This is a genomic window from Kaistia sp. SLG-1, assembly GCF_059699055.1.
The window spans coordinates 3,631,338-3,657,069 of the sequence record NZ_AP048544.1; the positions used below are offsets into that span (position 1 = coordinate 3,631,338).

Consider the following 25,732-nt stretch of genomic DNA (forward strand, 5'->3'; position numbering starts at 1 on the left):
TAAATCATGTCGGAATTCACAGGCAAGCGCGTTCTGGTCACGGGCGCCGGCAAGGGCATCGGCCGCGCCACGGCGGAGCTGATGGCCGAATATGGCGCGCGCGTCGTGGCCCTCTCGCGCGACCCGAACGACCTCGCCAGCCTTTCGGCCGCGATCGGCTGCGAGACCATCGCCGTCGACCTCGCCGACCCGGTCGCGACACGGATCGCCGCCCGCTCGGCGCAGCCGATCGACCTGCTCGTCAACTGCGCCGGCACGACCATTCTCGAGCCGTTTCTCGAAACCAGCGTCGAAAGCTTCAACCACCTCTATACCGTCAACGTCATCGCCGCGGCGGTGATCGCGCAGGAGACGGCGCGCAACATGATCGAGCGCGGCATCAAGGGCGCGATCGTCAACGTCTCGTCGCTGTCGTCCTGGATCGGCTTTGCCGATCACGCCGCCTATTGCGCCTCGAAGGGCGGGCTCGACGGCCTGACGACGGTGATGGCGAACGAGCTCGGCCGGCAGGGCATCCGCGTCAACGCGGTCAACCCCTGCGTGACGCTGACGCCGATGGCGGTGAAGGCCTGGAGCGACCCCGCCAAGGCGGACCCGATGCTGCAGCGCATCCCGCTCGGCCGCTTTATCGAGCCGCGCGAAGTGGCCGAAACGATCGCTTTCCTGCTGTCCGACCGCGCCTCGATGGTCAACGGCGTGACCCTGCCGGTCGACGGCGGCTTCATGGTCAACTAGGGGGAATGCCTGAACCCGCCATGCAGGGTTCAGGCACCGCCTCCCGAGGACGTCGCAGATCTCCATCAGAGGCTCAGGACGCTCTTCCTTCACCTCTCCCTGAGGGAGAGGTCGACGCACGAAGTGCGGCGGGTGAGGGTTTACGGCCTCTCCGGATGGTTCCCTAAACCCTCACCCGGAGCTTCGCTCCGACCTCTCCCTCAGGGAGAGGTGAAGAGGCGGTGCCGTTCGAGCGAGAATTCGGGCTCGCGTGCCGAACTACGGACCCGACGTTAAGACGCCCGCGCGCGGCTCGGGCCTCGAAGAACGCACGGTCTCGAGACCCACCCTCCGCCGTCATCCCTGCGCAAGCAGGGATCCATCGCGACGCGCGCTCAGGAGCCCCAAGCGGCACCAACCCGGCTGAATGGATCCCGGCTCGGAGGCCGGGATGACGGCGAGGGTCTTGCGGGCGCCGCGCTCCGGCGTCCAAGGCCTTCCCATCCTTCCGGATGGTGATGAACGCCCCTCCGCACTCACGGCCCTCTAGTCAGCATCCATGCTGCTGTCCGCCGGCAGTTGGGGGCCGAAGGTGTCGGGATCGTCGCCGCTCCTGAGGCGCGCATGGACGATCTCGCGGGCGAGCGCCAGCCGCTGGTCCGCCGCGTCCTCCGGCAGGCCCATCGCCACCAGAAGCCCGCCCGCGAGCTGCAGGCTCGCCTCCAGCGCTTCCGGCACCACATGCCTGGCGCCGAGATCCAGCAGCTCGCGCGCATGACCGACCGAGCGGGCGCGGGCATGCACGACGGCCTCCGGCCAGCGCGCCAGCACGACGGCGATCATGTCTTCCGCCATGTTGCCGCTGTCCGGCGTGACCACGAAGGCGACCGCGCGGTCGCCCCCTACCTTGGCGAGGATCTCGGGCCGCGTCGCATCGCCGAAGAAGACCGGCAAGCCTTCCTTCTTGGCGCGCTCGACATGCGCGACGTTGAGATCGAGCGCGACATAGGGGATGTCTTCCGCCTTCAGCAGCCGCCCGACCATGCTCCCGAAGCGACCGAAGCCACCGATGATGACATGGCCGGAATAATCCTCGTCATCGCTGATGCCGTGGACGACGGCATGGCGGCGCGCCTCGAGATGGCGGCCGATGCGGGCCCCGATCCCGCCCAGCATCGGCGTGAACAGCATCGAGAGGGCGGCGACCGTCGTCGCGAAATGCGCCACATCGCTGTCGATGACCTCCCCCCGGAAGGCGAGCGCGAACATGACGAAGGCGAACTCGCCCGCGCCCGCCAGCAGGAACGCCATCTCGATGGCGACCGGCGGCTCGATCCGGTTCGCCCGCGCGGCGGCATAGGCGGTCGCCATCTTGACGAGGAGCAGCACCAGCAGCGAGGTCGTCACCGCCGTCCCGCGCTCGAAGATCATCGACAGGTCGATGGTCATGCCGACCGTCATGAAGAACAGGCCGAGCAGCAGATCCTTGAACGGTTCGACCTCGACATCGAGCTGGTGGCGATATTCGCTTTCGCTCAAAAGCAGCCCGGCGAGAAAAGCGCCGAGCGCCGCCGACAGCCCCGCCGCCGAGGTCAGCGCGCCGGCGCCGACGATGATCAAGAGCGCGATCGCGATCAGGAGCGTCCGGTTGCCGGTCGAGCCCGCGAGCCGCATCAGCGGCCGCACGAGGAAGCGGCCGAGCGCCAGGACCGCGATGACGACCGCGACGGCAATTCCAATGCCCTGGAGAAGCGCGAGCGCGACGGCGGAGCCACCGCTCGCGCCGGCCTTTCCGAGAATGCCGACGACGATGACGATCGGCACGACGGTGAGATCCTGGAGGATCAGCACGCCGAGCGTGGTCCGGCCGGCCGGCGCGGCGAGGCGGCGCTGTTCGACCAGGGACTGGGTGACGATCGCGGTCGAGGACAGGGCGAGCGCCATGCCGAGGACGAGCGAATCGTCGAACTCGTAGCCGGCCGACGCCGCCAGCCCGTAGATGGCGGCCGTCGCGAAGGCGACCTGCAGCCCGCCGACGCTGACCATCAGCCGGCCGATCGCCTTCAGCCGCGCGAAGGAAAGCTCGAGCCCGATCGTGAAGAGGAGGAACAGGACGCCGAGATCGCCCAGGGTCTGCAGGCGCGAGACGTCGGAGATCGCGGCATAGCTGAAGAGAGGCCAGCGTTCCGCCAGATGGCCGAAGCCGCCGGGGCCGACCGCGATGCCGGCGATGAGGAAGCCGAGCACGACGCCGAGCCGCATATACTGGAACAGCGGCACGACGATGCCCGCCGCGACGAGGAAGACCAGAAGTTCCCTGCCTGCGGCCTGTCCCACAGCGCGTCCCTCCGGAGCCCCTGGCGGCAAGAGCCTCCTCGTTTCCTCGAAACGATGAGAGGCTCCAGCCCTTGTTCGATCGCATCTTCGTCACGCGAAGCGGCATCCGCTTCGCCCGAAGAGACTCCGGAGCCTCGCTGTCTCCATAGTGGCAGCCGAAATGCGTCGGCGCCGTGTCGAACGCTTCTCCCCACGCGAAACGGCACGCGCCTCGCGTGACCGAGAGCTAGCCTGCCAGGACGGCCTCGATCGCCGCCAGCGCGTCGTCCGCCTTGGCGCCGTCGGGTCCACCGGCCTGCGCCATGTCGGGACGGCCGCCGCCGCCCTTGCCGCCCAGCGCGTCCGAGCCGGCGCGAACCAGATCGATGGCGCTGTAGCTGCCGACGAGGTCCTCGCTGACGCCGACCACGAGACCGGCCTTGCCGTCGTCCGAGACGCCGACAATCGCCACGATACCGGAACCGACCGCCTTCTTCGCGTCGTCGACGAGGCCCTTCAGGTCCTTCGGCGCGATGCCCGAGACGACGCGGCCGAGATAGCGGACCGAGCCGACCTCGCGCACGCCGTCGCCGGCAGCCTGGCCACCGCCACCGCCGAGCGCCAGCTTCTTTTTGGCCTCGGCGAGCTCGCGCTCGAGCCGGCGCTTGTCCTCGACCAGCGCGGCGACGCGGTCCGCCGCCTCGTCCGGGCGAACCTTCAGCGCCGCGGCGACCGCCTTCAGGCGCTTGTCCTGCAGCTCGAGGTGATCGCGCGCCGCCTTGCCGGTCAGCGCCTCGACGCGGCGCACTCCGGCCGCGACCGCGCTCTCGCCGACCAGCGTCACCAGGCCGATCTCGCCGGTGCGGCCGACATGCGTGCCGCCGCAGAGCTCGACCGAATAGGCCTTGTTGCCGTCCTCGCCCATCGAGACGACGCGGACCTCGTCGCCATACTTCTCGCCGAACAGCGCCATCGCGCCCGAATGCATCGCCTCGTCGCGATCCATCAGGCGGGTGACGACCGGCGCATCCTGCAGCACCACCGCATTGGCGATGTCCTCGATCGAGGCCAACTCGGCCTCGTCGATCGGCTTCGGATGGCTGAAGTCGAAGCGGAGGCGCTCCGGCGCGACGAGCGAGCCCTTCTGGGCGACGTGATCGCCGAGCACCCGGCGAAGCGCCGCATGCAGCAGATGGGTCGCCGAATGGTTCGAGCGGATCGTGCCACGGCGGGCGTGATCGACGATCAGGCGGACGGCGTCATCGACCTTGACCGTGCCGCTCTCCACCGTGCCGACATGCACGAACAGGCCGTCGGCGCGCTTCTGCGTGTCGGTGACGAGGACAACGGCGCCGCCCTCGGTCTCGATCCGGCCGGCATCGCCGACCTGGCCGCCCGATTCGGCGTAGAACGGCGTCTGGTTGACGACGATCGAAACCGGCTCGCCGGCCTTCGCCTCAGAAATCTCGGCGCCGTCGCGGACCAGCGCCAGCACCTTGCCCTCGGCGGCCTCGGCCGAATAGCCGAGGAACTCGGTCGCGCCGAGCTTGTCGCGCAGCGAGAACCAGACCGTCTCGGTCGCCGTGTCGCCCGAGCCTGCCCAGTTGGCGCGCGCTTCCGCCTTCTGCCGCTCCATCGCCTTCTGGAAGACGTCGGTGTCGACAGCGATGCCGCGGGCGCGGAGCGCGTCCTGCGTCAGGTCGAGCGGGAAGCCGTAGGTGTCGTAGAGCTTGAACGCCGTCTCGCCGTCGAGCGTCGCGCCGCTGGAGAGCGAGCCCGTCGCGTCGTCGAGCAGCGTCAGGCCGCGCGCCAGCGTGCGGCGGAAGCGGATCTCCTCCAGCCGCAGCGTCTCGGTGATCAGCGCCTCGGCGCGCAGCAGTTCGGGATAGGCCTGGCCCATCTCGCGCACCAGCGCCGGCACCAGGCGCCAGATCAGCGGCTCGGCCGCGCCGAGAAGATGCGCGTGGCGCATGGCGCGGCGCATGATGCGGCGGAGCACATAGCCGCGACCCTCGTTCGACGGCAGCACGCCGTCGGCGATCAGGAAGCTCGAGGCGCGCAGATGGTCGGCGATGATGCGGTGGCTGGCGCGGTTGGCGCCCTCGGCCGGGACCCCGGTCGCCTCGACCGAGGCGCGGATCAGCGCCTTGAACAGGTCGATGTCGTAATTGTCATGCACGCCCTGCATGACGGCGGCGATGCGCTCGAGGCCCATGCCGGTATCGATCGACGGGCGCGGCAGCGGCACGCGGTTGCCCGGCGCGATCTGCTCGAACTGCATGAAGACGAGATTCCAGATCTCGATGAAGCGGTCGCCATCCTCGTCCGGGCTGCCCGGAGGGCCGCCGGGGATGTGGTCGCCATGGTCGAAGAAGATCTCCGAGCACGGGCCGCAGGGGCCGGTGTCGCCCATCTGCCAGAAATTGTCGGACGTCGCGATGCGGATGATCTTGTCGTCCGACAGGCCGGCGATCTTCTTCCAGAGGCCGAACGCCTCCTCGTCATCGTGATAGACGGTGACGCAGAGCTTCTCCTTCGCGAGGCCGAACTCCTTGGTGACGAGCGTCCAGGCGAGCTCGATCGCGCGCTCCTTGAAATAGTCGCCGAAGGAGAAATTGCCGAGCATCTCGAAGAAGGTGTGATGCCGCGCGGTGTAGCCGACATTGTCGAGATCGTTGTGCTTGCCGCCGGCGCGCACGCATTTCTGCGAGGTGGTGGCGCGCGGATAGGGCGCGGCGGAGCGGCCGGTGAAATAGTCCTTGAACTGGACCATGCCGGCATTGGTGAACATCAGCGTCGGATCGTTGCGCGGCACGAGCGGGCTCGACGCGACGATCTCGTGACCGTTCTTCTGATAGAAGCCGAGATACGCCGACCGAATGTCGTTGACGCTGCTCATGAACTGACCCGCCTGCTACAGAGGCAAAGCGCGTCTTGGCGCGCCCTGCCGAAGGAATTGTGCGGGCGTTTGTAGCGACCGCCAAGCAGACTGTCCAGAAAGCGCGTCAGCCGGCCCCAGACGGATCGTTTCAGTGGCTGCGGCCGTCGAAGGCGGTGACCGTGACGGTCGAGAGATCCATGTCGTCGAGACAGCGGACATTGACCGCCACCATCTCGGCGCCGTCGGGCCCGACGCCGCGGCCGAACGAGCCGACGCCGCAATGTGAACAGAACATATGATGGATGCGGAAGCGGTTGAACTGGTAGTCGGTGAGGTCGTCGGCGCCGCTTTCGAGCGTGAAATCCGCGGCCGGCACGAAGGCGAGCCAGTGGCCGCGCTTCTGGCAGATCGAGCAGTTGCACGACATCGCCGTGCCGAAATCGCCGCGCACCGTGAACCGGACCCGGCCGCAATGACAGCCGCCGCCCCGCGTCTCGCTCGCCGCCATCCTCGCCTCCCGGTGACTTTTCTTTCAGCGAGGCCGGCGAAAAGCGCCGGCCCCGATCGAGCGACGGACGCCGGGGCGGGCGATCCCCTCCCCGGCCTGTTCCTTACGCCTCGAGCGCGTCGTCGCCGTCGCTGTCGTCCTCGGGGCCGCCCTTGGTGAGCTGCTCGGCGATCAGGCCGGCATTCTGGCGGATCGCCAGCTCGATCGTCGCAGCAACCTTCGGGTTTTCGCGCAAAAAGTTCTTGGCGTTCTCGCGGCCCTGGCCGAGGCGCTGGCTGTCATAGGAGAACCAGGCGCCCGACTTCTCGACGATGCCCGCCTTGACGCCGAGATCGACGAGCTCGCCCATCTTGGAGACGCCCTCGCCATACATGATGTCGAACTCGACCTGCTTGAACGGCGGCGCCAGCTTGTTCTTGACGACCTTGACGCGGGTCTGGTTGCCGACCACCTCGTCGCGCTCCTTGATCGCGCCGATGCGGCGGATGTCGAGGCGGACGGAGGCATAGAACTTCAGCGCGTTGCCGCCCGTCGTCGTCTCCGGATTGCCGAACATGACGCCGATCTTCATGCGGATCTGGTTGATGAAGATCACCATCGTGTTCGACTTCGAGATCGACGCGGTGAGCTTGCGGAGCGCCTGGCTCATCAGGCGAGCCTGCAGGCCGGGCAGGCTGTCGCCCATCTCGCCCTCGATTTCGGCGCGCGGCGTCAGCGCCGCGACCGAATCGACGACCAGCACGTCGACCGCGCCGGAGCGGACCAGCGTGTCGGTGATCTCGAGCGCCTGCTCGCCGGTATCGGGCTGGGAAATCAGCAGGTCGTCGAGATTGACGCCGAGCTTGCGGGCGTAGATCGGATCGAGCGCGTGCTCGGCGTCGACGAAGGCGCAGATGCCGCCATTCTTCTGCGCCTCGGCGATGGTGTGCAGCGCCAGCGTGGTCTTGCCCGACGATTCCGGCCCGTAGACCTCGATGATTCGGCCGCGCGGCAGGCCCCCGATGCCAAGCGCGATATCGAGGCCGATGGAGCCGGTCGAAACCGTGCCGATCTCGACGGCCTTGTTCTGGCCGAGTCGCATGATCGACCCCTTGCCAAAGGCCCGTTCGATCTGGGAGAGCGCTGCATCCAGCGCCTTCGACTTGTCCATGGTGGCCCCTTCGACGAGACGGAGAGAAGATTGAGACATTCCGGCGCTCCTTATTCCACACCGCTCGGACGTGAGCAAACACGGACAATGTACACGTTTTGTTCTCGTCCGCAAGCCCCGTCGACCCGCGCCGTCGCCAGTGGCGGCGCGCGCCTTCCAAGGCTAGGGTAATGTGTCGCCGCCGGACGGCGATCCATAAGGGAGGCCATCTATGTCGCGATGCTCTGCCAGGCTCCGGGCCGGACGAAGCCAAGCGGGCTTCGTCGCCGCCGCCCTGCTTTCGGTCATGCTGCTCCCGGCATCGGCGCAAGAGACAAAATCCATGACGGCTCCCATGACGGCTCCGGTAACGACCATCTCGGCAACGGCGCCGATGACGGCCGAGGAATCCGATCCCGGCAAGCTCGGCTGGATGGTGGGGTCGCCGCCGCCCGCCGACAAGATCATCCGCTACAGCGATCCGGATTTTTTCGCTTTCCCCAAGCTGCGCTGGACGGTCTGCCATTTCCGCGAGCTCGCGCCGACGGTCGGCGTCGGCCGCGGCCTCGGTCCGCTGCGCTTCTTCGATCGCGCGATCGATCCGGCGATCGACGCGCTGACCTTCACGCCGCTCGGCGACACAAAGCCGATGCGCTTCGCCGATTCGCTCGCCGCCAACTACACGGACGGCATCGTCATCCTGCATGACGGCGTCCTCGTCTACGAGCGCTATGCCGGCTGCCTCGACGAGACCGGCAAGCATGCGGCGATGTCGGTGACGAAGTCGCTGACCGGCCTGCTCGGCGAGACGCTGGTGGCGGAAGGCAAGCTCGACGAGAACGCCAGGGTCGCGACGCTGGTGCCGGAACTCACTGAGAGCGCGTTCGGCGATGCGACCGTGCGCCAGGTGCTCGATATGACCACCGGCCTCCACTACAGCGAGGACTATGCCGACCCGGACGCCGACGTCTGGATCTATTCGGCCGCCGGCAATCCCTTGCCGAAGCCGGCCGACTACACCGGCCCGCGCAGCTATTTCGACTATCTGAAGACGGTCCGGAAGGAGGGCGAACACGGCGCCGCCTTCGGCTACAGGACGATCAATTCGGACGCGCTCGGCTGGATCATCGCCCGCGTCACGGGCAAATCCGTCGCCGCGCTGCTGTCGGAGCGGATCTGGAGCCGGATGGGCGCCGAGCAGGACGCCTATTACACGCTCGATTCGACCGGAACGCCCTTCGCCGGCGGCGGCTTCAGCGCCGGCCTCCGCGACATGGCGCGCATCGGCCAGCTGATGCTGGACAATGGCAGGCAGGCCGGCGAGCAGATCATCCCCGAGGCGGCGATCGCCCATATCCGCGCCGGCGGCGACAAGGCGGCCTTCGCCAAGGCCAATTATCCGCTGCTGAAGGGCTGGAGCTACAGCGGCATGTGGTGGATCTCGCACAACCCGAACGGCGCCTTCATGGCGCGCGGCGTGCACGGCCAGGCGATCTATGTCGATCCGGCCGCGCGCATGGTGATCGCCCGCTTCGCCTCCAACCCCGTCGCCAGCAACGCCGCCAACGACCCGACGAGCCTGCCCGCCTATGAGGCGGTGGCGAAATACCTGATGACGAAGTGAGGATCAGGCGGTCAGGCCGCCATCGACGACGATCGTCTGGCCGGTGACATAACGCGCCTCGGGCGAGGCGAGATAGGCGACGGTCGCGGCGATTTCCTGGACCTCGCCATAGCGGCCGGCCGGAATGCGGGCGATGCGCTCCGGCGTGCTCGGCAGCGAATCGATGAAGCCGGGCGCGACGGCGTTGATGCTGACGCCGTCCTTGGCGAGCAGCCGCGCCGCGACGCCGACATAGGCCGAAAGCCCGGCGCGCAGCACCGAGGACGAGGCGAAATCGGGATCGTTGCGCTTGGCGGCGAAGCTCGAGATCGCGATCACCGCGCCCTTCGAGCGCTCCAGCTCGGCGCGGGCGGCGCGCAGCAGGCGGACGGTCGGCAGCAGGAAGATGTCGAGCGCGGCATGCCAGTCGCCATCGTCGAGATCGAGCAGCTTCTTCTTCGCGGCATGGCCGGTGTTGGCGACGACGACGTCGATCTGCCCGGTCTCCGCGCGCGCCCGCTCGACCAGCGCCTCGATGGAAGCGGCATCCGTCACATCGCCGCGCACGGCAAAACCGCCGAGCTCGGCGGCGAGCGCCTCGACGCCCTCGGAACGCCCGAGCAGGCCGACGCGATAGCCGTCCGCGGCCAGCCGCTCTGCGATGCCTCCGCCGATGCCCTTGCTGGCGGCCGTGATCAATGCGGTCTTCGTCATGCCTCAAGCTCTCTGCTGTTCAATCCGGCATCGATATGAACGACTTCCGGGGGGAAAGAAAAGGCAACGCCGTGCCGGAAGCCGGGCGCCGCGGCGAACTTCATGCTGCCATGAGCGAAAAGCATGGCACCCGCCCAGCGCGAAGCACTTGCCTCGCACGCGCGGGATCGGCATGGTCCGCCTTTTCGCGGTCGCTTCGCGCCCCCGTCGGGGGCGCCGGCCCGCGCCTCCAAGAACGGTACTGTTCGATGTCCGCAAAAGACCTCATCATCCTTTCCGACGAAGTCGCCGCCGCCAAGGCTGATGGCAAGCCCCTCGTGGCGCTCGAAACCACGATCGTCACGCATGGCATGCCCTATCCGGACAACATCGCCACGGCGCGCGCGGTCGAGGACATCATCCGCGCGAATGGCGCGGTTCCGGCGACGATCGCCATCATGGACGGCAAGATCCGCGTCGGCCTGACGGCGGACGAGCTGGAGCGCCTCGCCGGCCTCAAGGACGTGCTGAAGGTGTCGCGCGCCGATCTGGCCTTCGCGCTCTCGACCGGCCGTCCCGGCGCGACGACGGTTGCGGCGACGATGATCACGGCGCATCTCGCCGGCATCAAGGTGTTCGCGACCGGCGGCATCGGCGGCGTGCATCGCGGCGCCGAGACCACCTATGACGTCTCGGCCGATCTCTACGAGTTCCCGAAGACGCCGGTGACGGTGGTCTGCGCCGGCGCCAAGGCTCTTCTCGACATCCCGAAGACACTGGAAGTGCTGGAGACGCTCGGCGTGCCGGTTGTCACCGTCGGTCAGGACGCGCTGCCGGCCTTCTGGTCGCGCGACAGCGGCCTGCCCTCGCCGCTCCGCCTGGACGCCGCCCGCGACATCGCCGCCTTCATCGCCAAGCGCGCCGAGATCGGCCTCGAGGGCGGCCTGCTGGTCGCTAATCCAGTGCCCGTCGCCGACGAGATCCCGGCCGAGGAGATGCGCTCCTATATCGAGACGGCGATCATCGACGCCGAGCGCGACGGCATCCGCGCCAAGGGCGTGACCCCCTATGTGCTCGGCCGCATCCTCGAGCTGACCTCCGGCCGCAGCCTCGTCACCAACATCGCGCTGGTGAAGAACAACGCCAAGCTCGCCGCCGGCATCGCGGCAGCGCTGGTCTGAGCCACCGGAACGGCCCTCGCCTCGCCCTCTCCCGCCCGCGGGAAAGGGCTGGATGAGGGTCTTGCTCGGATGAAATAGCGAAAGGGCGCCTGTTCGTCGGAACAGGCGCCCTTTTTCAATTCCGGATTCGCGATCGCCGGCGGAGGCCGGCGCGGCCCATCAGGCGGCGGTCGCGGGAAGCGGGATTTCGGCGTCGGTCGTCGCGGCCGTCTTGATGGCGGCCACCACATGACCGATCGTGGCGCGGTCGAGCGCCGCGGAGCCGCCGACATAGATCTGGCCGAGATCGGGACCGCTGCGATCCTCGATCGACGAGAAGCCGAGCGCGGCGAGCCGGCCGGCGAGATCATCGGGGCGGAAGAAGGTGACGAAGGGCTCGCCGAGGCTCGCGGTGCGGCCCGCCAGCGTGGTGAAGGCGAGACGCTGCAGCAGGCCGAGCTTCTCCGGCGTCTCGGCGTAGTCGAACACGACCTCGGCGCCGCCGACGCGGCCGGCGATGATCTGAAGCGTCGAGAGGATCGCCGCCTCGGTCAGATAGGGGGCGACGCCGAGCCAGGAGAAAAACACCGGCACGGCCGGATCGAGGCCGGCCGCCAGCAGCTTTTCGTCGAGATGCTCGGTGGTGAAATCGACCGGCACGAAGGTCACGTTGTCGGGCACGGCAATGCCGGTCGCGGCCAGCCGCTCGCGCTTCCAGACCTGGGTCGCCGGATAGTCGACCTCGAACACCACGACGCCCTTGTCGGCGTAGGGATTGCGATAGGCGAAGGTATCGAGCCCGGCGCCGAGCACGACGACATGGCGGACGCCGCGCGCGACGGCGGCGGCGAGCCGGTCCTCGGCAAAGCGGCTGCGGGCGGCGAGGAAGGCACGGATGGTCTCGCCGCCGGGCGAATCGGCGCGCGAGAGTTCATCCCGCGCCAACACGGAGCCGCGGTCGCCGCCGACGATGGTCAGCGCGAGCGGATCCTCAAAAATCAGGGGCTTGTCGAGAAGCTGATGCGCCGCGCGGCGCATGGCGACGCGAAAGGCGGTAGCGCTGGGCTGTCCTTCGATCATCCTGACTTTTACTCCAGACAGCCGAAATTGGTAAGCAGCCGCACGGCGGTTTCCCTGTCCCCGGCTTCGCCCGGCTTGGCGTAGTCGGAAAGCAGCAGCAGCGACGACGGCCCCGCTTCCTCGAGGATGGCATGGAACGGCACGAAATCGGCGCCGGCGGCAACCGCCACCTCGCCACAATAGCCACGGCCGTTGCGCGCTTTCGACAGGTGCAGCTTGCGGAACTCCGCCGCGCCCGGCACCGCGAAGCCGCGGGTCACGAGAGCCTGGATCGTCGCCACCAGGCTGGGGTCGAGGCTCGAATCCGAGCCGTCGACGACCGTCTGCGCGCCGGCCGGCACTGCCGCCAGCAGGCCGAGGACGGTCAAGGCGCCGGCGACTCTCCCGGCCAGATTTGGCATCAGCGATCCCATGCCAGGTTCAATCCATCGAGACCGTGGAAATGATAGGTGTCGCGATAGCGGGGCGGCTCGGCGAAGCGGAGGCCCGGCAGGCGCTCGAACAGGATCGGCAGCGCCACCTGCATTTCGAGCCGGGCGAGCGGCGCGCCGATGCAGAAATGGATGCCGAGGCCGAAGGAGACATGCGGCTTCGGTTCGCGCGTCGCGTCGAAGCGATCGGCGCTGGCGTAGCGACCGGGATCGCGGTTGGCGGCGCCGAGCAGCAGGCCGACCTGCTGGCCCTTCTTCAATTGGATGCCGCCGAACTCCAGATCCTCCAGCGCATAGCGCATGAACATGTGCAGCGGCGGGTCGTAGCGCAGGCATTCCTCCACCGTCGCGGCCGTCGTCTCGTCGGACGCGAACAACGCCTTCGGATCGGCGCCGGAGCGCAGGATCGCCCGGACGCCATTGCCGACCGCGTGCACCGTCGCTTCATGGCCGGCATTGAGCAAAAGGATGCAGGTGGTGATGAGCTCGTCCTCGGAGAGCTTCTCGCCCTTCTCTTCCGCCGCGATCAGCTGGCTGATCAGGTCGTCGCCCGGCTTGCCCCGCCGCTCCTGCACATACGCGCGCAGGAAGGCGGAGAAGGCGAGCGTCGCGGCGACAGCGGCGTCCTCCATCGCGCGGGTGCGGCCGAGCTGGTACATGCCGACCATCGCATGCGACCAGGCGAGCAGGTCCGGCGCGCGCTCGACCGGCACGCCGAGGATCTCAGCGATGACGGTGATCGGGATCGGCGTCGCATAGGCGTCGATCAGCTCGACCTCGCCCTTTGCCTCAAAGCCGTCGATCAGCTCGTGGCAGAGCGCCTCGATGCGCGGCCGGAGCCGCTCGATCTGGCGCGAGACGAAGGCGCGGTTGACCAGCGTCCGCAGACGCGTGTGAACCGGCGGCTCGCGCTCCAGCATGGAGAGGTTGTCGACGTCGTAGAACGGCTTCAGATGCGCCGGGATCTCGGGGACGCCGAGTTCCTCGCGGGTCGCCACATGCAGGATCTCGCGGCCGAAGCGGCGATCGCGATAGAGCGCGTTGACGTCGTCGGCGCCGAGGAAGCACCAGACGCCCTGCTCCTCCCAGAAGAACGCCGGCGTGACGGCGCGGATCGCCTCGAAGACCGGATACGGATCCTGGAAGAAGACCGGATCCTTGGCATCGATCGAAACGCGCCGCGTGACCGGATCGATCCGGACCGGCAAGGCCTGCGCCTCTGCCTGACGGGTAGGCGCGCTTCCATCGTTCATGAACATCATTCCAAGTTTAGGATCTGAACCGGCATTTTCGGCGGCCGCGCGCGGCTTGGCAAGCGCGGCGTTCGCAGCGCTCGCAGGACACGGATTTGCCGTGGCCCGCGAGGGCTCGAAGGCGCGACTACCGGCCGAGCGTTTCCTTGACCGCCGTCGCCAGCTGCTTGAGCGAGAACGGCTTCGGCAGGAAGTTGAACGTCTCGCCGTCCGGCAGGTTGCGGGCGAAGGCGTCCTCGGCATAGCCGGAGACGAAGATGATCTTGAGATCCGGCCGCTCCTTGCGCAGCTCGCGTAGCAGCGACGGGCCGTCGAGCTCCGGCATGACGACGTCGGAGACGACGAGATCGATCGTGCCGCCGGTCTCGCGCATGATCTCCAGCGCCTCGACGCCGGAGGTCGCCTCATGCACGGTGTAGCCGCGCGAGGTCAGCGCGCGGGCGGCGAAGCTGCGCACGGCCTCCTCGTCCTCGACCAGCAGGATGCTGGCGCTGCCGGTCAGATCGGCGATCTCGGGCGGCTTCTCCGCCACGGCCTCGGGCTTGGCCGAGATAGCCGGGACATGGCGCGGCACGAAGATGCGGAAGGTCGTGCCGACATCCGTCTCGCTGTCGAAGAAGATGTGCGCGCCGGTCTGCTTGACGATGCCGTAGACGGTCGAGAGGCCGAGGCCCGTGCCCTTGCCGACATCCTTGGTCGAGAAGAACGGCTCGAAGATCTTCGACTGCACTTCGGGCGGAATACCGGTGCCGGTATCCTGGACCTCGATCAGGACGTAGTCGGCCGGCGGCAGCGGCTTGTAGTGGAAATCCGGGATTTCTTCCGGCGTCACGTTGCGGGTGCGGATCGTCAGCGTGCCGCCCTTCGGCATGGCGTCGCGCGCGTTCACCGCGAGATTGATGACGACCTGCTCGAACTGGTTCAGATCCGCCTTGATCGGCCAGACGTCGCGGCCGTGCACGAGCTGAAGCTTGACCTTCTCGCCGAGCAGTCGCTCCAAGAGGATCGAGAGATCCGACAGCACGTCGCCCATCGCCAGCACCTGCGGGCGCAGCGTCTGGCGGCGCGAGAACGCCAGCAGCTGCCGCACCAGGCCGGCGGCGCGGTTGGCGTTCTGCTTGATGTTCATGATGTCCTGGAAGGACGGGTCGCTCGGCCGGTGGTTGGCGAGCAGGAGGTCGGAGAAGCCGATGATCGCCGTCAGCACGTTGTTGAAGTCGTGCGCGACGCCGCCGGCGAGCTGGCCGATCGCCTGCATCTTCTGGCTCTGCGCGAACTGCAGCTCCAGCGCCCGCTGCTCCGTCGTCTCCAGCGCGTAGACGGTGGCGATCTCGCGATCGTTGGCGTCCTCGTCCACCGCCGAGACATAAAAGCGGACGCTGCGTTCGCCATGGCCGGGAATCGTGGTGTCGACCGGCGCGATCTCGCTGCGGCCGCCGGCGGCGGTCTCGAGCGCGGCTTCCAGCGCCGGGCGCTCGGCCTCGGCGACGAGGTCGATCAGGCGCGAGCGGCTGCCGCCGTCCGACTTGATCGGCCCGAACAGGCGGGCGAACGGCGCGTTGGTGCGGCCGATCCGGCCAGACTTGTCGATCGAGGCGATGGCGAAGGGCGTGTGGTTGAAGAAGCGTGTGAAGCGCACCTCGGCGGCGCGCAGCGCCTCCGAAAGCTCTTCGCCCGGGCCGCGATTGAGCACCACGGTCCGCGTCGCGCCCGGCGCGCCGTCGCCGGCGAAGGGAACGCGATGCAGCAGCCGCACCGGCAGGCTCTGGCCGTTCTGCTTGACGAGATCGAGGTCGATGGTCTCGGTGCGCGTCTCGCTGGCGCTCTCGCGGCCGATCGAGAGCAGCGCCGCGCCGTCGCCGCGCACGATGTCGGCCAGCATCAGCGTGCCCGACTTGAAGAAGGTCAGGTCGATGCCGAGCCAGTCGGCCAGCGTCGCATTCAGATAGACGATCCGGCCATCCGGCTCGGCCGAGAAGAAGCCGGCCGGCGCATGATCGAGATAGTCGATCGCGTGCTGCAGGTCCTGGAAGACCGTCTCCTGCTGGGCGCGGTCCTGCGTGACGTCGGAAACCTGCCAGGCGGTCAGCAGCCGGTCGGCATCGTCGCCGCTGCGCACCGCGCGCACGCGGATGCGGTACCAGCGCGGCGGCCCGGAGGCGGGGCCGGCCAGCGGGCTCGGCATGCGGACTTCCTCGACCGCGGCGCGCCCCTGCCGGATCGACTGCGACAGCCGGTAGATCGCCTCGCTCGCCGCCTGGTCGGACGAGAACACGCGCTCGACGACGCGCACGTCCTTGACCTCGTCGGCACCGATCAGGTCGGCATAGGCGGCGTTGGCATAGAGGATGCGGCCGTCGCGATCGGTGATCAGCATGCCCTCGGCCATCGAATCGATGAAGCCGCGGGCGAGCTCGTCGCGCGGCGAGCGGCCGCTGAAGCGCAGCAGCCCGATCGCCGCCGCGAACAGCGTGAACACGCCGACGACAGCGAGAAGGCCGAGCAGGGCGAAGATGAACGGCTCGGCCGCCGCCGGCGGCAGCAACGCGAAGGCGAGCGCCGCGCCGACGAGGCAGCAGGCCAGCACGAGCAGCCGGCCGATGCCGGTCGGACGGTCGGCGCGATCGACGAGCGCTCGGCGTGACGGCTTCTGGTTGTTGCTTTCGGTCATTCCGTCACGCGGCCCGACATGCGCGGCATCAACCCCTGCACCCCGGTCTGCCCCATCTTGCTCTCGGTCCTGGCGAATTCTTGTTTCTGGCGAAGAATCGCTGTTCGCCGCATGTATCAGGCAGAATGCGGAGGATCACACCCGAATTCAACGCGGACGGTAAAATCGCCCCGTTCGCAGCCCGGCCCGCCCCGCCGCCGCCCTTCGACAAATCACGGCATTTGCCTTGGAATCGGCCAGCTCACCCCCTAACCAACGCCCGGAGATGCGCTTTTCGCGGCCTAACGCTGCGAATTGCGCACAACGAGAACGCGAATCCACTGGATTCTGCCAAACTCATGGTCAATGAATTCTTAACGCCACCAGGGGATTGATGGATCAGATCCGCGCTGCGGGGTTGCCAAGGCCTAGCGCACGCACGAAAAACGTCGAATAAGCAGGGAGTCGAGCTTTCAGGCACGGAGAGTGCCAGGCTCGGTCCGTTTCGACGCCTCGTTGCGGGCTGAACCGAAATCGGCGGGCTGAACCGGAATCGGAAGTCGGGAGAATAAGATGCACGATTATCTGGCGCCAATGTTCGGCGACACAGGCGCGACCATTGCCCAGTTCGTGATCACGCTGGTCGTGATTCTTCTGGCGATCCTGCTGGTCTTCTGGCTGATCCGCCTCTTTACCAATGGCCGCCTCGGCAGCAGCCCGGCACGCGGCCGCCAGCCGCGCCTCGCCGTGCTCGACGCACTGCCGCTCGATCCGCGCCGCCGGCTGGTCCTCGTCCGCCGCGACAATGTCGAGCACCTGATCCTGATCGGCGGCCCGTCCGACCTCGTCGTCGAGCCGGGCATCCAGCGCGCGCAGCCGCCGGCGCGCCGCCTCGAGCCGCTGCGGCAGGAGCCCCCGGCCCGCCCGGCAGCGCCGCCGCAGCAGAATGGCCGCGTCGCCCCCGAGGCGCCCCGCCAGCCCGAGCCGCGCCGCCCGGAGCCGCAGCCGGTCGCCGACATCCCGACCTATGAGGCGCAGCCGGAGCCCGCGCTGCGCCAGCAGCCGGACTTCGAGCCCGTCGCCGAAGCACCGGCCGAGATCGCCCAGGAAGCCCGTTACGCCCAGCCGGAACCCGAACCGGCGTTCGACGCGCCTTCGCCGCGTGTCACGCCGCCGCAGCGCCCGGCGCCCGAGCCGCGCACCGGCCGTGGCTTCCCGAGCTTCCTGTCCGGCAACCGGCCCCGGCATACGCCGACCACGGCCGACGTGCCGCAGCCGCCCGTGCCGATCCAGTCCGCGCCGATACAGTCCGCGCCGCCCCAGCCCGTGCCGTCGCCGCGCCAGGCGCCGCCGGCCGAGCCGATCGAGGGTCGCCCGATCGGCCAGCGCCAGCGCCCCTATGACCCGCGCCCGCTGCTCGGCTCGCAGCAGACGCCCGTCGCGCCGGGCGCCGTGCCGCCGGCTTCCGCCGAAGCGCCGTTCAGCGCGAATTTCGACAGCCCGCGCGCCGCGCCCCGCCGCGCGCCGATCCCGCCCGCTCCGCCGGTCGAGGCTGCCGATCCGTTCGCCGGACTGGATGACGAGGCCGAGCGTCTCGCCCGGTTCGAGCCCATCTTCGACGTCGGCGCCGAGAGCGTGCGTTCCGCGCCGCCGGTCGAGCCGCCGCAGCCCGAGGACGAGCCCGTCGTCATTGCCGAGGACTTCGTCGAGGAGCAGCCGCTGCCCGACGAGGAGACGTCCGCCAACGCGCCTTCGGCGGTCGGCGACCTCGAAAAGGAGATGGCGCGCCTGCTCGGCGAAATCTCCGGCTCGCGCAAGGGCTGATACCCAAAGCACCGGAAGCGGGTCGCCACAGCGGCCCGCGAGGGACCATTCAAGAAGAAGGGCGCGGAACCGGTGGTTCCGAGCCCTTCGTCATTTTTGGATATGGTCCGGGAGTCTATTCGTCGCGGTAGACGCGCTCACGCCGCTCGTGGCGTTCCTGCGCCTCGATCGAAAGGGTTGCGATCGGCCGGGCGTCGAGACGCTTGAGGCTGATCGGCTCGCCCGTTTCCTCGCAGTAGCCGTAGCTGCCATCCTCGATCCGCTGCAGCGCGGCATCAATCTTGGCGATCAGCTTGCGCTGGCGATCCCGCGCCCGCAATTCGATCGCACGATCCGTCTCCGAAGAAGCACGGTCTGCAAGATCCGGATGGTTGACGTTCTCGTCCTGGAGATGCTGGAGCGTTTCCCGGGACTCCCGGAGAATATCGTCTTTCCAGGCAAGGAGCTTCTTGCGGAAGTACTCCCTTTGCCGCTCGTTCATGAAGGGCTCGGCTTCCGTAGGCCGATACGCTTCAAGGGTATCTAACGTCATGAATGACCCCTGCTCGATGGCATTTCGGCGCGGAATATAGCGATGCGACACCCTTAGGACAACTGGTCGCGCCCTTCTTTGTGAGAAGGCCGAATTAACGGTGTTCGGATGCCTTCAAGGAGCCACATTTCGTAAAACGCTTTCGCGCAAGCTTTTGATATTCCAGCGCTTCCCCAAATGGCCCGAAAATGGCGGAAAGGCGGGAGCGGCGAGCAGGTCCTGTCGCGCCCGCGTGGCATTAACGCAACGGAAGGTAAAACTTCGTTAATGTTAACGATGATTGAATGAGCGGGCTGTTTCAGCGCCGCTGCCATCGGCGACGCCCCTGACCGATCCGCGCCTTCGCGCGGCTGACCGAGGAAGCCGTCCGTGAGCCAGTCCCGTCCGCAGAATGCCCTGCGCCAGCCGGATCGAAACGCCGATCCGCAAGGCGCCCTGCCCGCCGTCCGGGGGCGCGACGACGCCATCCGCGTCTGCGCCAGCATCGAGGCGACGATGGAGGCGCTCTTGCAGATGATCGAGGCGGAGACGACGCTGCTGCGCAAGGGTCAAGCGATCGCCGCCGCAGAGCTGGAGGCGCGCCAGGGACATTATGCCCGCCGCTACATCGACGAGCTCGGCCGCATCGGCGCCGTCGGCAACGAGCTCGACCATTTCCTGCCGGGATCCGTCGCCCGGCTTCGCCGCCTGCACGAGCAGTTCTGCGCCGTGCTCCGGATCGACATGGCCGCGCTCGCCACCGCCCGGGCCGCCTCCGCCGTCGCGCCGCCCGCGGTGCCGCCGGTCGCGCCGGCGCGACCGATCCCCGCCGCCCCGGCGCCCGTCATTCGCGACCCGAGGCTGGCGCGGGCCGCCGCCGGCTGAGCCCCTCCCGCCCCCTTGCCCGCGCCCCTTCGGGAGCGGCGATCACGCCGATTGCAGTCGGCCCGCAGCCGTGTCAGCGTATCGCCAGCCGGGCAGGCCCGGAAAACCAGAAGCCCCGCAACAGGGAACGATGCGATCGCCATGCGCCTTCTTCTGCTTCGTCACGCGAAATCGGCCTGGGACGTGGCCGGCCTTGCCGATTTCGACAGGCCGCTGGCGCCACGGGGCCGGCGCGCGGCGACGATGATCGGCGAGCACCTGGCCGCCCACCGCCTCACGCCCGACCGCATCCTCTGCTCCTCGGCGAGGCGGACGCGCGAGACGCTGATCGGCCTGCTGCCGATGATCCCGAGCAATCTCGAAATCCGCATCACGCGCGATCTCTACGAGGTTTCCGCCGACGCCTATATCGACTGCGTCGGCGCGCTCGGCGGCAATGCCCGCAACCTGATGCTGATCGGCCATAACCCGACCCTGCAGGATACCGCGCTGGAGCTGATCGGCAGCGGCAACCCGGCGCTGCGCGAGGAGATCGGGGCCAAGTTCCCGACCGCCGGCCTCGCCGTCATCGATTTCGACATCCACAAATGGTCGGAGCTGCGCCCCCGCACGGGCCGCGTCGTCGCCTTCTTCCGCCCGCGCGAGCTGGAGCTGGTCGGCGGCGAGCCGGCCATCGACGACGAATAGGTCTTTTGCCGTCCGCGTGCCGTGCCTACATGGGACGCGGCCGGCTCATCGGCCGGGATGGCGCGTCGACCCGATGCGCCACCACGACCGAGCGGCCAGGAACGGGACCCTTGAAGCTGACCACGCTGACTGACGAAGCGCGCCTCGCCCTCTCGACGCTGGGCGACCGCGCCGCGGACCTCGTCTCGCCGACGGTCCGGCTGGGCGTGACCGGGCTGGCGCGCGCCGGCAAGACGGTGTTCATCACGGCGCTGGTGCACAATCTCGTCCATGGCGGCCGCCTGCCGCTGTTTCGCTCCTACGCGTCCGGCCGCGTCACCGGCGCCAAGCTCGAGCCGCAGCCGGACGACGACGTGCCGCGCTTCGACTACGAAGATCATGTCCGCGCTCTGGTCGACCAGCGCATCTGGCCGGATTCGACCTACCGGATCAGCGAGCTCAGGCTGACCATTGCCTATGAATCCGCCTCCTATTTCAAGCAGCGCTTCGGACCGGGAAAGCTGCATCTCGACATCGTCGACTATCCCGGCGAATGGCTGCTCGACCTGCCGCTGCTCGCCAAGGACTACGCGCAATGGTCGCGCGAGGCGCTGACGATGGCGGAGAGCCCGGCCCGCCGTGCCGCCGCCGCCCCCTGGCTGGCGCGGCTCCAGACCATCGATCCGGCAGCGCCCGAGGACGAGGCGGTGGCGCGCGAGCTCGCGGCGCTCTTCACCGGCTACCTGCGCGCCTGCCGCGCCGACGAGAACGCGCTCTCGACCCTGCCGCCCGGCCGCTTCCTGATGCCGGGCGATCTCGAGGGCTCGCCGGCGCTCACCTTCGCGCCGCTGCCCGAGGCGGCCGCCGCCGCGCCGCCCGGCTCGCTCGGCCGGATGATGGCGCGCCGCTACGAGGCGTATAAATCCGTGGTGGTGAAGCCGTTCTTCCGCGATCACTTCGCCCGGCTCGACCGGCAGATCGTTCTGGTCGACGCGCTGAACGCGCTCAATGCCGGCCCCGCCGCCGTCGCCGATCTCGGCGCCGCGCTGACCGAGATCCTCGGCTGCTACCGGCCGGGCTCGACCTCCTGGCTCGCCAGCCTGCTGACGCACCGGATCGACCGCATCCTGATCGGCGCCACCAAGGCCGACCACCTGCACCACGCCGACCACGACCGGCTGGAGGCGATCCTCGCCCGCCTGCTGGCGCCGGCGATCGAGCGCGCCTCGGCCGCCGGCGCGCGGGTCGAGGTGGCGGCGCTCGCCTCGGTGCGGGCGACACGCGAAGGCGTCGTCATCGAGGACTCGGAAAAGTTGCCCTCGATCATCGGAACGCCGCTCGCCGGCGAGACGATCGACGGCGAGACCTTCGATGGCAAAACCGAAATCGCCTTCTTTCCCGGGGACTTGCCGAACGATCCTGAATCGATCCTTGCAGGCGCTGACTCAACTTCCGAACTCGGCCAGACGGCGCTGCGCTTCGTCCGCTTCCGGCCGCCGGCGCTGGAGCGGACGGCCGAGGGCATCACGCTGTCGCTGCCGCATATCCGCCTCGACCGCGCGCTCGAATTCCTGATCGGAGACCGGCTGGCATGACGAGCGACAGGCCGCGCAAGCCGACCGCCTTCCGGCTCGACCGGATCCGCGTCGTCGACGATCCCGACATCGCCCACCGCCCCGGCGACCGCCCGGTGGTGATCGCCGAGCCGGAGGAAACCGACCTCCCCGCCCCGACGCCGAAGCCGCCGCGCCCGATGCGCTGGGCCAACATTCTCGCCTCGGCGCTTGGCATCCTGCTGTCGCTCGGCATCGGGCTCGCCGTCGACCAGCTGATCCGCGACCTGTTCCAGCGGGCCGAATGGCTCGGCTGGTTCGCGGTCGCCGTCGCCGCCGTGGCGCTGGTCGCCCTGGCCGCGCTGTCGATCCGCGAGATCGGCGGCCTGCTTCGGCTCCGGCGCATCACCCGCATCCGCGAGGCGGCCGACGACGCCGCGAGCCGCGACGACCGCATCGCCGCGCGGGCCACGGTGCGCGACCTGACCGCGCTCTACAAGGAACGCCCGGACACGGCGCATGGCCGCGCCGCGCTGGAACTGCACGCCGCCGAGATCATCGACGGCCGCGACCTGATCGGCCTGTCCGAGCACGAACTCCTGAAGCCGCTCGACGCGGCGGCGCAGACGCTCGTGCTCACCGCCGCCAAGCGCGTGACGCTGGTGACGGCGATCTCGCCGCGCGCGGCGGTCGACCTGATCTTCGTGCTGTTCACCGCGCTGCGGCTGATCCGCCAGCTCGGCCAGCTCTATGGCGGCCGGCCGGGGACGCTCGGCTTCCTGCGCTTGGCCCGCACCGTCATCGCCCATCTCGCCGTGACCGGCGGCATGGCGGCGGGCGATTCGATCGTGCAGCAGATTCTCGGCCACGGCCTCGCGGCGCGACTTTCCGCCCGGCTCGGCGAGGGCGTGATCAACGGCATCCTGACGGCGCGCGTCGGCATCGCCGCGATCGACGTCTGCCGCCCCCTGCCCTTCATCGCCGAAAAACCACCGGCCATGGCCGACTTCATGGCCGAGCTCACCAAGCTGAATGCCGGCAAGGACAAGAAGCCGGAAGCGTAGGGGCCGCCCGCAGCGAGCAAGCCCGAACTCTCAGCCCTTCAGGCCGATCAACCCGCACCACCATCATCCTGAGGTGCTTCGCGTCAGCGAAGCCTCGAAGGAGGGTCCAGCGGAGCGCTCCGGATTGCAGGCGAAGTCCGGCGAAACCGGCCTCTCCATGACGGGCGTTCTCTGGACCCTCCTTCGAGGCCCGGCTTCGCCGGGCACCTCAGGATGATGGTGGTGTTTGTTCTAGGAGACAGACAGGTATCGATGACCGATCGCTCCCCCGCCGCATCGCGAAAGTCGCAGGAGGAAAGCCCTCACGCCGCCCAGAGCGAGGCGAGCGGGCCGGCGCTGCCGAGGATCGGGTCGCTTTCCGGCATCGGCACCGCCGCGATGCGGGCGCGGACGGCCGCGCCGTCGACGACGTCGTCGGCCCGGATCAGGTCCCATTTCTGGCCGACCGGATAGGCGCCGATGACAAGAAGATCGGGGCTGGACGAGAGCCGCTTGTGCCCGACGCCGGCCGGGATCAGCACCGCGTCGCCGGCCTTCAGCTCGACCCGCTCGCCCTTGTCGCCGCCAAGCTGCACGGTGGCCGAGCCGGCGGCGATGCCGAGCACCTCATGCGCGGTCGAGTGATAGTGGTGGAACGGATAGATGCCGTTCCGCCAGGTTCCGCCCCAGCCATGCGAGACGAACAGCCGCTCGAACGCCGTCGCCCGGTCCGGCGCCTCAGCGAGCGCCTCCCGATAGAGAATGAGCGGCAATTCCGGATTGTTGGGTACGTCGCCCTGATCGGCGAAATGGTAGGGGCTGGCAAGCATCCTCACCTCCGACTGAAACAACGGGGCAAACGGTGATGCCGCGCGCGAGGTTCCCGTCCATCCTGGAAATCGCCCCGCCTGTCCATCGGCGGAGAAGAAAGCCCCTCACCCAACCCTCTCCCGCAAGCGGCGAGGGTTTTGGCCGCGATGGGTGAACGGAGGAAGGCGACGGAACCTCTACCGGCCGCAGAAGGTGGGCTGCTCGGGTCGTGCCCCCTCCGTCGTCATCCCGGCGAAGGCCGGGATCCAGACACACGGGCCATGACCAGAGGGCTACGCCAAGCTCTCGACTCAAGATTTCCTGGCCGGTGTTCATGGGCCCCGGCCTCCGCCGGGGCGACGGTGCCCTGCCCATAGGACGTGAACTGCAAGGCGACCTTCAGCATGCTGCAAAGGTCTCCTCAGCCCCGAACCCTCAGGCGACGCCGAGCTTCTTCTGCAGGTTGGTCGACGAGGTCGTGTACTGGAACAGGATCTTCTTGTCCGGGAAGACGATGCGGCTCGCCGCCTGCGCCATCAGCGCGGCCTCGTGGAAGCCGGAGAGGATCAGCTTCAGCTTGCCCGGATACCAGTTGATGTCGCCGATCGAGAAGATGCCGGGCTCCGAGGTCTGGAACTTCTCGGTGTCGACCTTGATCAGGTTCTCGTGCAGGTTCAGGCCCCAGTTGGCGATCGGGCCGAGCTTCATGGTCAAGCCGAAGAAGGGCAGCAGCCGCGTCGTCGGCAATTGGTGCACCTTGTCGTCATTGTCGGTGATGACGGCGTGCGAGACCTGGCCGTCGGCGCCCTCGAGCCCCGTCACCTGGCCGAAGACCAGCTTCAGTTCGCCGGCGTCCACGAGCGCGCGCATCTTGTTGACGCTGTCGGGCGCGGCGCGGAAGGCGTCGCGGCGGTGCATCAGCGTGACGCTCCTGGCGACCGGCTGCAGGTTCAGCGTCCAGTCGAGCGCGGAATCGCCGCCGCCGACGATCAGGATGTCATGATCGCGGAACGCTTCCATCTTGCGGACGGAATAAAAGACGGACTTGCCCTCGAAAGCCTCGATGCCCGGCACCGGCGGCCGCTTCGGCTGGAACGAGCCGCCGCCGGCCGCGATGACGACGACCTTGGTGAGAAACACCTTGTCGGCATCGGTGGTGACGCGGAACGAGCCGTCCTCGAGCCGCTCGATGGCGTTGACCATCTCGCCGAAATGGAAGGTGGGATCGAACGGCTTGATCTGCGCCAGCAGGTTCTCCGTCAGCCCGTCGCCGGTGATGATCGGGAAGGCCGGGATGTCGTAGATCGGCTTTTCCGGATAGAGCTCGGCGCACTGGCCGCCCGGCTTGTCGAGGATGTCGATCAGGTGGCAACGGACATCGAGCAGGCCGAGCTCGAAGACGGCGAACAGTCCCACCGGGCCCGCACCGACGATGACGACATCGGCTTCGATCGTTTCGCTCATGGTCATTCCGTTGCAAGTGAGGACGCGCCAAAGAATGCGCGCGACGTTTACCGGCTGGGATAGCCGCTGCAAAGCATCAAAGTTCTGCCATCCGGCGCCGCCGGAGCAAAACCTTCCTCACCGACCCGGTCGGACCCGGCGTTCTCAGCCCTGGCGCTCGGGGATGCGGACGATCAGCCCGTCGAGCTCCGGCTTGACGCGGATCTGGCAGGAAAGGCGCGAGTTCGGCTGCACGTCCTGCGCAAAATCCAGCATGTCCTCTTCCATCGGCTCCGGCTCGCCGGTTGCCTCGACCCAGGCCTCGTCGACATAGACGTGGCAGGTCGCGCAGGCGCAGGCGCCGCCGCATTCCGCCTCGATGCCCGGAATGGCATTGCGGACGGCGTTTTCCATGACGGTGGTGCCGTCGCGGGCTTCGATGTCGTAGGGCGTGCCATCGAAGGCAATATAAGTGATCTTGGCCATGGGATCCGGAACGCTGGAAAGGTCCGCCCCCTATAGGCGAAATGGGCCGCGCGTGCCAAGGCCGCATGTGTCAGACCGCATGTGTCTCGGCCG

General features: G+C 68.3%; 21 protein-coding genes. 8 read left to right on the forward strand and 13 right to left on the reverse strand.

Annotation, left to right across the window (positions count from 1 at the left end):
* Positions 1-6: 6 nt before the first annotated feature.
* A complete protein-coding gene (locus AC6HZP_RS16700; RefSeq protein WP_201400234.1) occupies positions 7-735 on the forward strand; it encodes an SDR family oxidoreductase in 729 nt (242 codons plus the stop codon).
* 525 nt (positions 736-1,260) lie between these two features.
* On the opposite strand, the gene AC6HZP_RS16705 is transcribed toward AC6HZP_RS16700, so the two are convergent.
* The 4 genes from AC6HZP_RS16705 to recA form a co-directional block, all read right to left on the reverse strand.
* A complete protein-coding gene (locus AC6HZP_RS16705) occupies positions 1,261-3,051 on the reverse strand; it encodes a cation:proton antiporter domain-containing protein (protein WP_497523754.1) in 1,791 nt (596 codons plus the stop codon).
* A gap of 226 nt (positions 3,052-3,277) precedes the next feature.
* Positions 3,278-5,929, reverse strand: coding sequence for an alanine--tRNA ligase (alaS, locus tag AC6HZP_RS16710; RefSeq protein WP_201400236.1), 2,652 nt, complete (start codon positions 5,927-5,929; stop codon positions 3,278-3,280).
* Positions 5,930-6,059: 130 nt separating this feature from the next.
* The gene (locus tag AC6HZP_RS16715) at positions 6,060-6,419 is read right to left on the reverse strand and encodes a GFA family protein (RefSeq protein WP_497523755.1); all 360 of its coding nucleotides are present in this window, start codon (positions 6,417-6,419) and stop codon (positions 6,060-6,062) included.
* 103 nt (positions 6,420-6,522) lie between these two features.
* Positions 6,523-7,608 (reverse strand): recombinase RecA, encoded by a 1,086-nt coding sequence (gene recA, locus AC6HZP_RS16720; protein ID WP_201400238.1) that lies wholly within the window; start codon positions 7,606-7,608, stop codon positions 6,523-6,525.
* Positions 7,609-7,891: 283 nt separating this feature from the next.
* Here recA and AC6HZP_RS16725 point away from each other — a divergent pair, with 283 nt between their 5' ends.
* The gene (locus AC6HZP_RS16725; protein WP_497523756.1) at positions 7,892-9,172 is read left to right on the forward strand and encodes a serine hydrolase domain-containing protein; all 1,281 of its coding nucleotides are present in this window, start codon (positions 7,892-7,894) and stop codon (positions 9,170-9,172) included.
* 3 nt (positions 9,173-9,175) lie between these two features.
* On the opposite strand, the gene AC6HZP_RS16730 is transcribed toward AC6HZP_RS16725, so the two are convergent.
* Positions 9,176-9,865 (reverse strand): SDR family NAD(P)-dependent oxidoreductase, encoded by a 690-nt coding sequence (locus AC6HZP_RS16730; protein WP_497523757.1) that lies wholly within the window; start codon positions 9,863-9,865, stop codon positions 9,176-9,178.
* A gap of 248 nt (positions 9,866-10,113) precedes the next feature.
* Here AC6HZP_RS16730 and AC6HZP_RS16735 point away from each other — a divergent pair, with 248 nt between their 5' ends.
* Positions 10,114-11,025, forward strand: a complete 912-nt coding sequence (locus AC6HZP_RS16735; RefSeq protein ID WP_497523758.1) for a pseudouridine-5'-phosphate glycosidase — start codon at positions 10,114-10,116, stop codon at positions 11,023-11,025.
* Between the two features lie 159 nt (positions 11,026-11,184).
* Here the strand turns inward: AC6HZP_RS16735 and AC6HZP_RS16740 are convergent, their stop codons facing one another.
* From AC6HZP_RS16740 to cckA, 4 genes are all read right to left on the reverse strand, one after another.
* Entirely contained in the window at positions 11,185-12,084 is a 900-nt protein-coding gene (locus AC6HZP_RS16740; protein WP_201400242.1) for a class I SAM-dependent methyltransferase, read from the reverse strand.
* Between the two features lie 8 nt (positions 12,085-12,092).
* Positions 12,093-12,485: a hypothetical protein gene (locus tag AC6HZP_RS16745; RefSeq protein WP_497523759.1), complete on the reverse strand. Its 393-nt coding sequence runs from the start codon at positions 12,483-12,485 to the stop codon at positions 12,093-12,095.
* Positions 12,485-13,768, reverse strand: a complete 1,284-nt coding sequence (locus AC6HZP_RS16750) for a cytochrome P450 (RefSeq protein WP_497523760.1) — start codon at positions 13,766-13,768, stop codon at positions 12,485-12,487. The genes AC6HZP_RS16745 and AC6HZP_RS16750 overlap by 1 nt, the downstream gene beginning before the upstream one ends.
* Positions 13,769-13,895: 127 nt before the next feature.
* Complete coding sequence (gene cckA, locus AC6HZP_RS16755; protein WP_201400244.1) at positions 13,896-16,439, reverse strand: cell cycle histidine kinase CckA; 2,544 nt, start codon at positions 16,437-16,439, stop codon at positions 13,896-13,898.
* Between the two features lie 552 nt (positions 16,440-16,991).
* Between cckA and AC6HZP_RS16760 the strand changes: the two genes are divergently transcribed.
* The gene (locus AC6HZP_RS16760) at positions 16,992-18,242 is read left to right on the forward strand and encodes a flagellar biosynthetic protein FliO (protein ID WP_497523761.1); all 1,251 of its coding nucleotides are present in this window, start codon (positions 16,992-16,994) and stop codon (positions 18,240-18,242) included.
* Positions 18,243-18,357: 115 nt separating this feature from the next.
* Here the strand turns inward: AC6HZP_RS16760 and dksA are convergent, their stop codons facing one another.
* Positions 18,358-18,774 carry an RNA polymerase-binding protein DksA gene (gene dksA / locus AC6HZP_RS16765; RefSeq protein ID WP_026304652.1) on the reverse strand — a complete coding sequence of 139 codons (417 nt, stop codon included), beginning with the start codon at positions 18,772-18,774 and terminating at the stop codon, positions 18,358-18,360.
* A gap of 369 nt (positions 18,775-19,143) precedes the next feature.
* Between dksA and AC6HZP_RS16770 the strand changes: the two genes are divergently transcribed.
* The 4 genes from AC6HZP_RS16770 (at position 19,144) to AC6HZP_RS16785 (ending at position 22,921) form a co-directional block, all read left to right on the forward strand.
* Positions 19,144-19,638, forward strand: coding sequence for a hypothetical protein (locus AC6HZP_RS16770; RefSeq protein ID WP_497523762.1), 495 nt, complete (start codon positions 19,144-19,146; stop codon positions 19,636-19,638).
* A 141-nt stretch (positions 19,639-19,779) separates the two neighbouring features.
* Positions 19,780-20,325: a SixA phosphatase family protein gene (locus AC6HZP_RS16775; protein WP_201400247.1), complete on the forward strand. Its 546-nt coding sequence runs from the start codon at positions 19,780-19,782 to the stop codon at positions 20,323-20,325.
* A gap of 110 nt (positions 20,326-20,435) precedes the next feature.
* Complete coding sequence (locus AC6HZP_RS16780) at positions 20,436-21,899, forward strand: YcjX family GTP-binding protein (RefSeq protein ID WP_497523763.1); 1,464 nt, start codon at positions 20,436-20,438, stop codon at positions 21,897-21,899.
* Positions 21,896-22,921 (forward strand): YcjF family protein, encoded by a 1,026-nt coding sequence (locus tag AC6HZP_RS16785; protein WP_497523764.1) that lies wholly within the window; start codon positions 21,896-21,898, stop codon positions 22,919-22,921. The genes AC6HZP_RS16780 and AC6HZP_RS16785 overlap by 4 nt, the downstream gene beginning before the upstream one ends.
* 302 nt (positions 22,922-23,223) lie before the next feature.
* On the opposite strand, the gene AC6HZP_RS16790 is transcribed toward AC6HZP_RS16785, so the two are convergent.
* The 3 genes from AC6HZP_RS16790 to AC6HZP_RS16800 all read right to left on the reverse strand — a co-directional run bounded on the left by AC6HZP_RS16790 (position 23,224) and on the right by AC6HZP_RS16800 (position 25,639).
* Complete coding sequence (locus AC6HZP_RS16790) at positions 23,224-23,730, reverse strand: cupin domain-containing protein (RefSeq protein WP_497523765.1); 507 nt, start codon at positions 23,728-23,730, stop codon at positions 23,224-23,226.
* A gap of 415 nt (positions 23,731-24,145) precedes the next feature.
* Complete coding sequence (locus tag AC6HZP_RS16795; protein ID WP_497523766.1) at positions 24,146-25,174, reverse strand: NAD(P)/FAD-dependent oxidoreductase; 1,029 nt, start codon at positions 25,172-25,174, stop codon at positions 24,146-24,148.
* A gap of 144 nt (positions 25,175-25,318) precedes the next feature.
* Positions 25,319-25,639 (reverse strand): 2Fe-2S iron-sulfur cluster-binding protein, encoded by a 321-nt coding sequence (locus AC6HZP_RS16800; RefSeq protein ID WP_201400253.1) that lies wholly within the window; start codon positions 25,637-25,639, stop codon positions 25,319-25,321.
* Between the last annotated feature and the right edge of the window lie 93 nt (positions 25,640-25,732).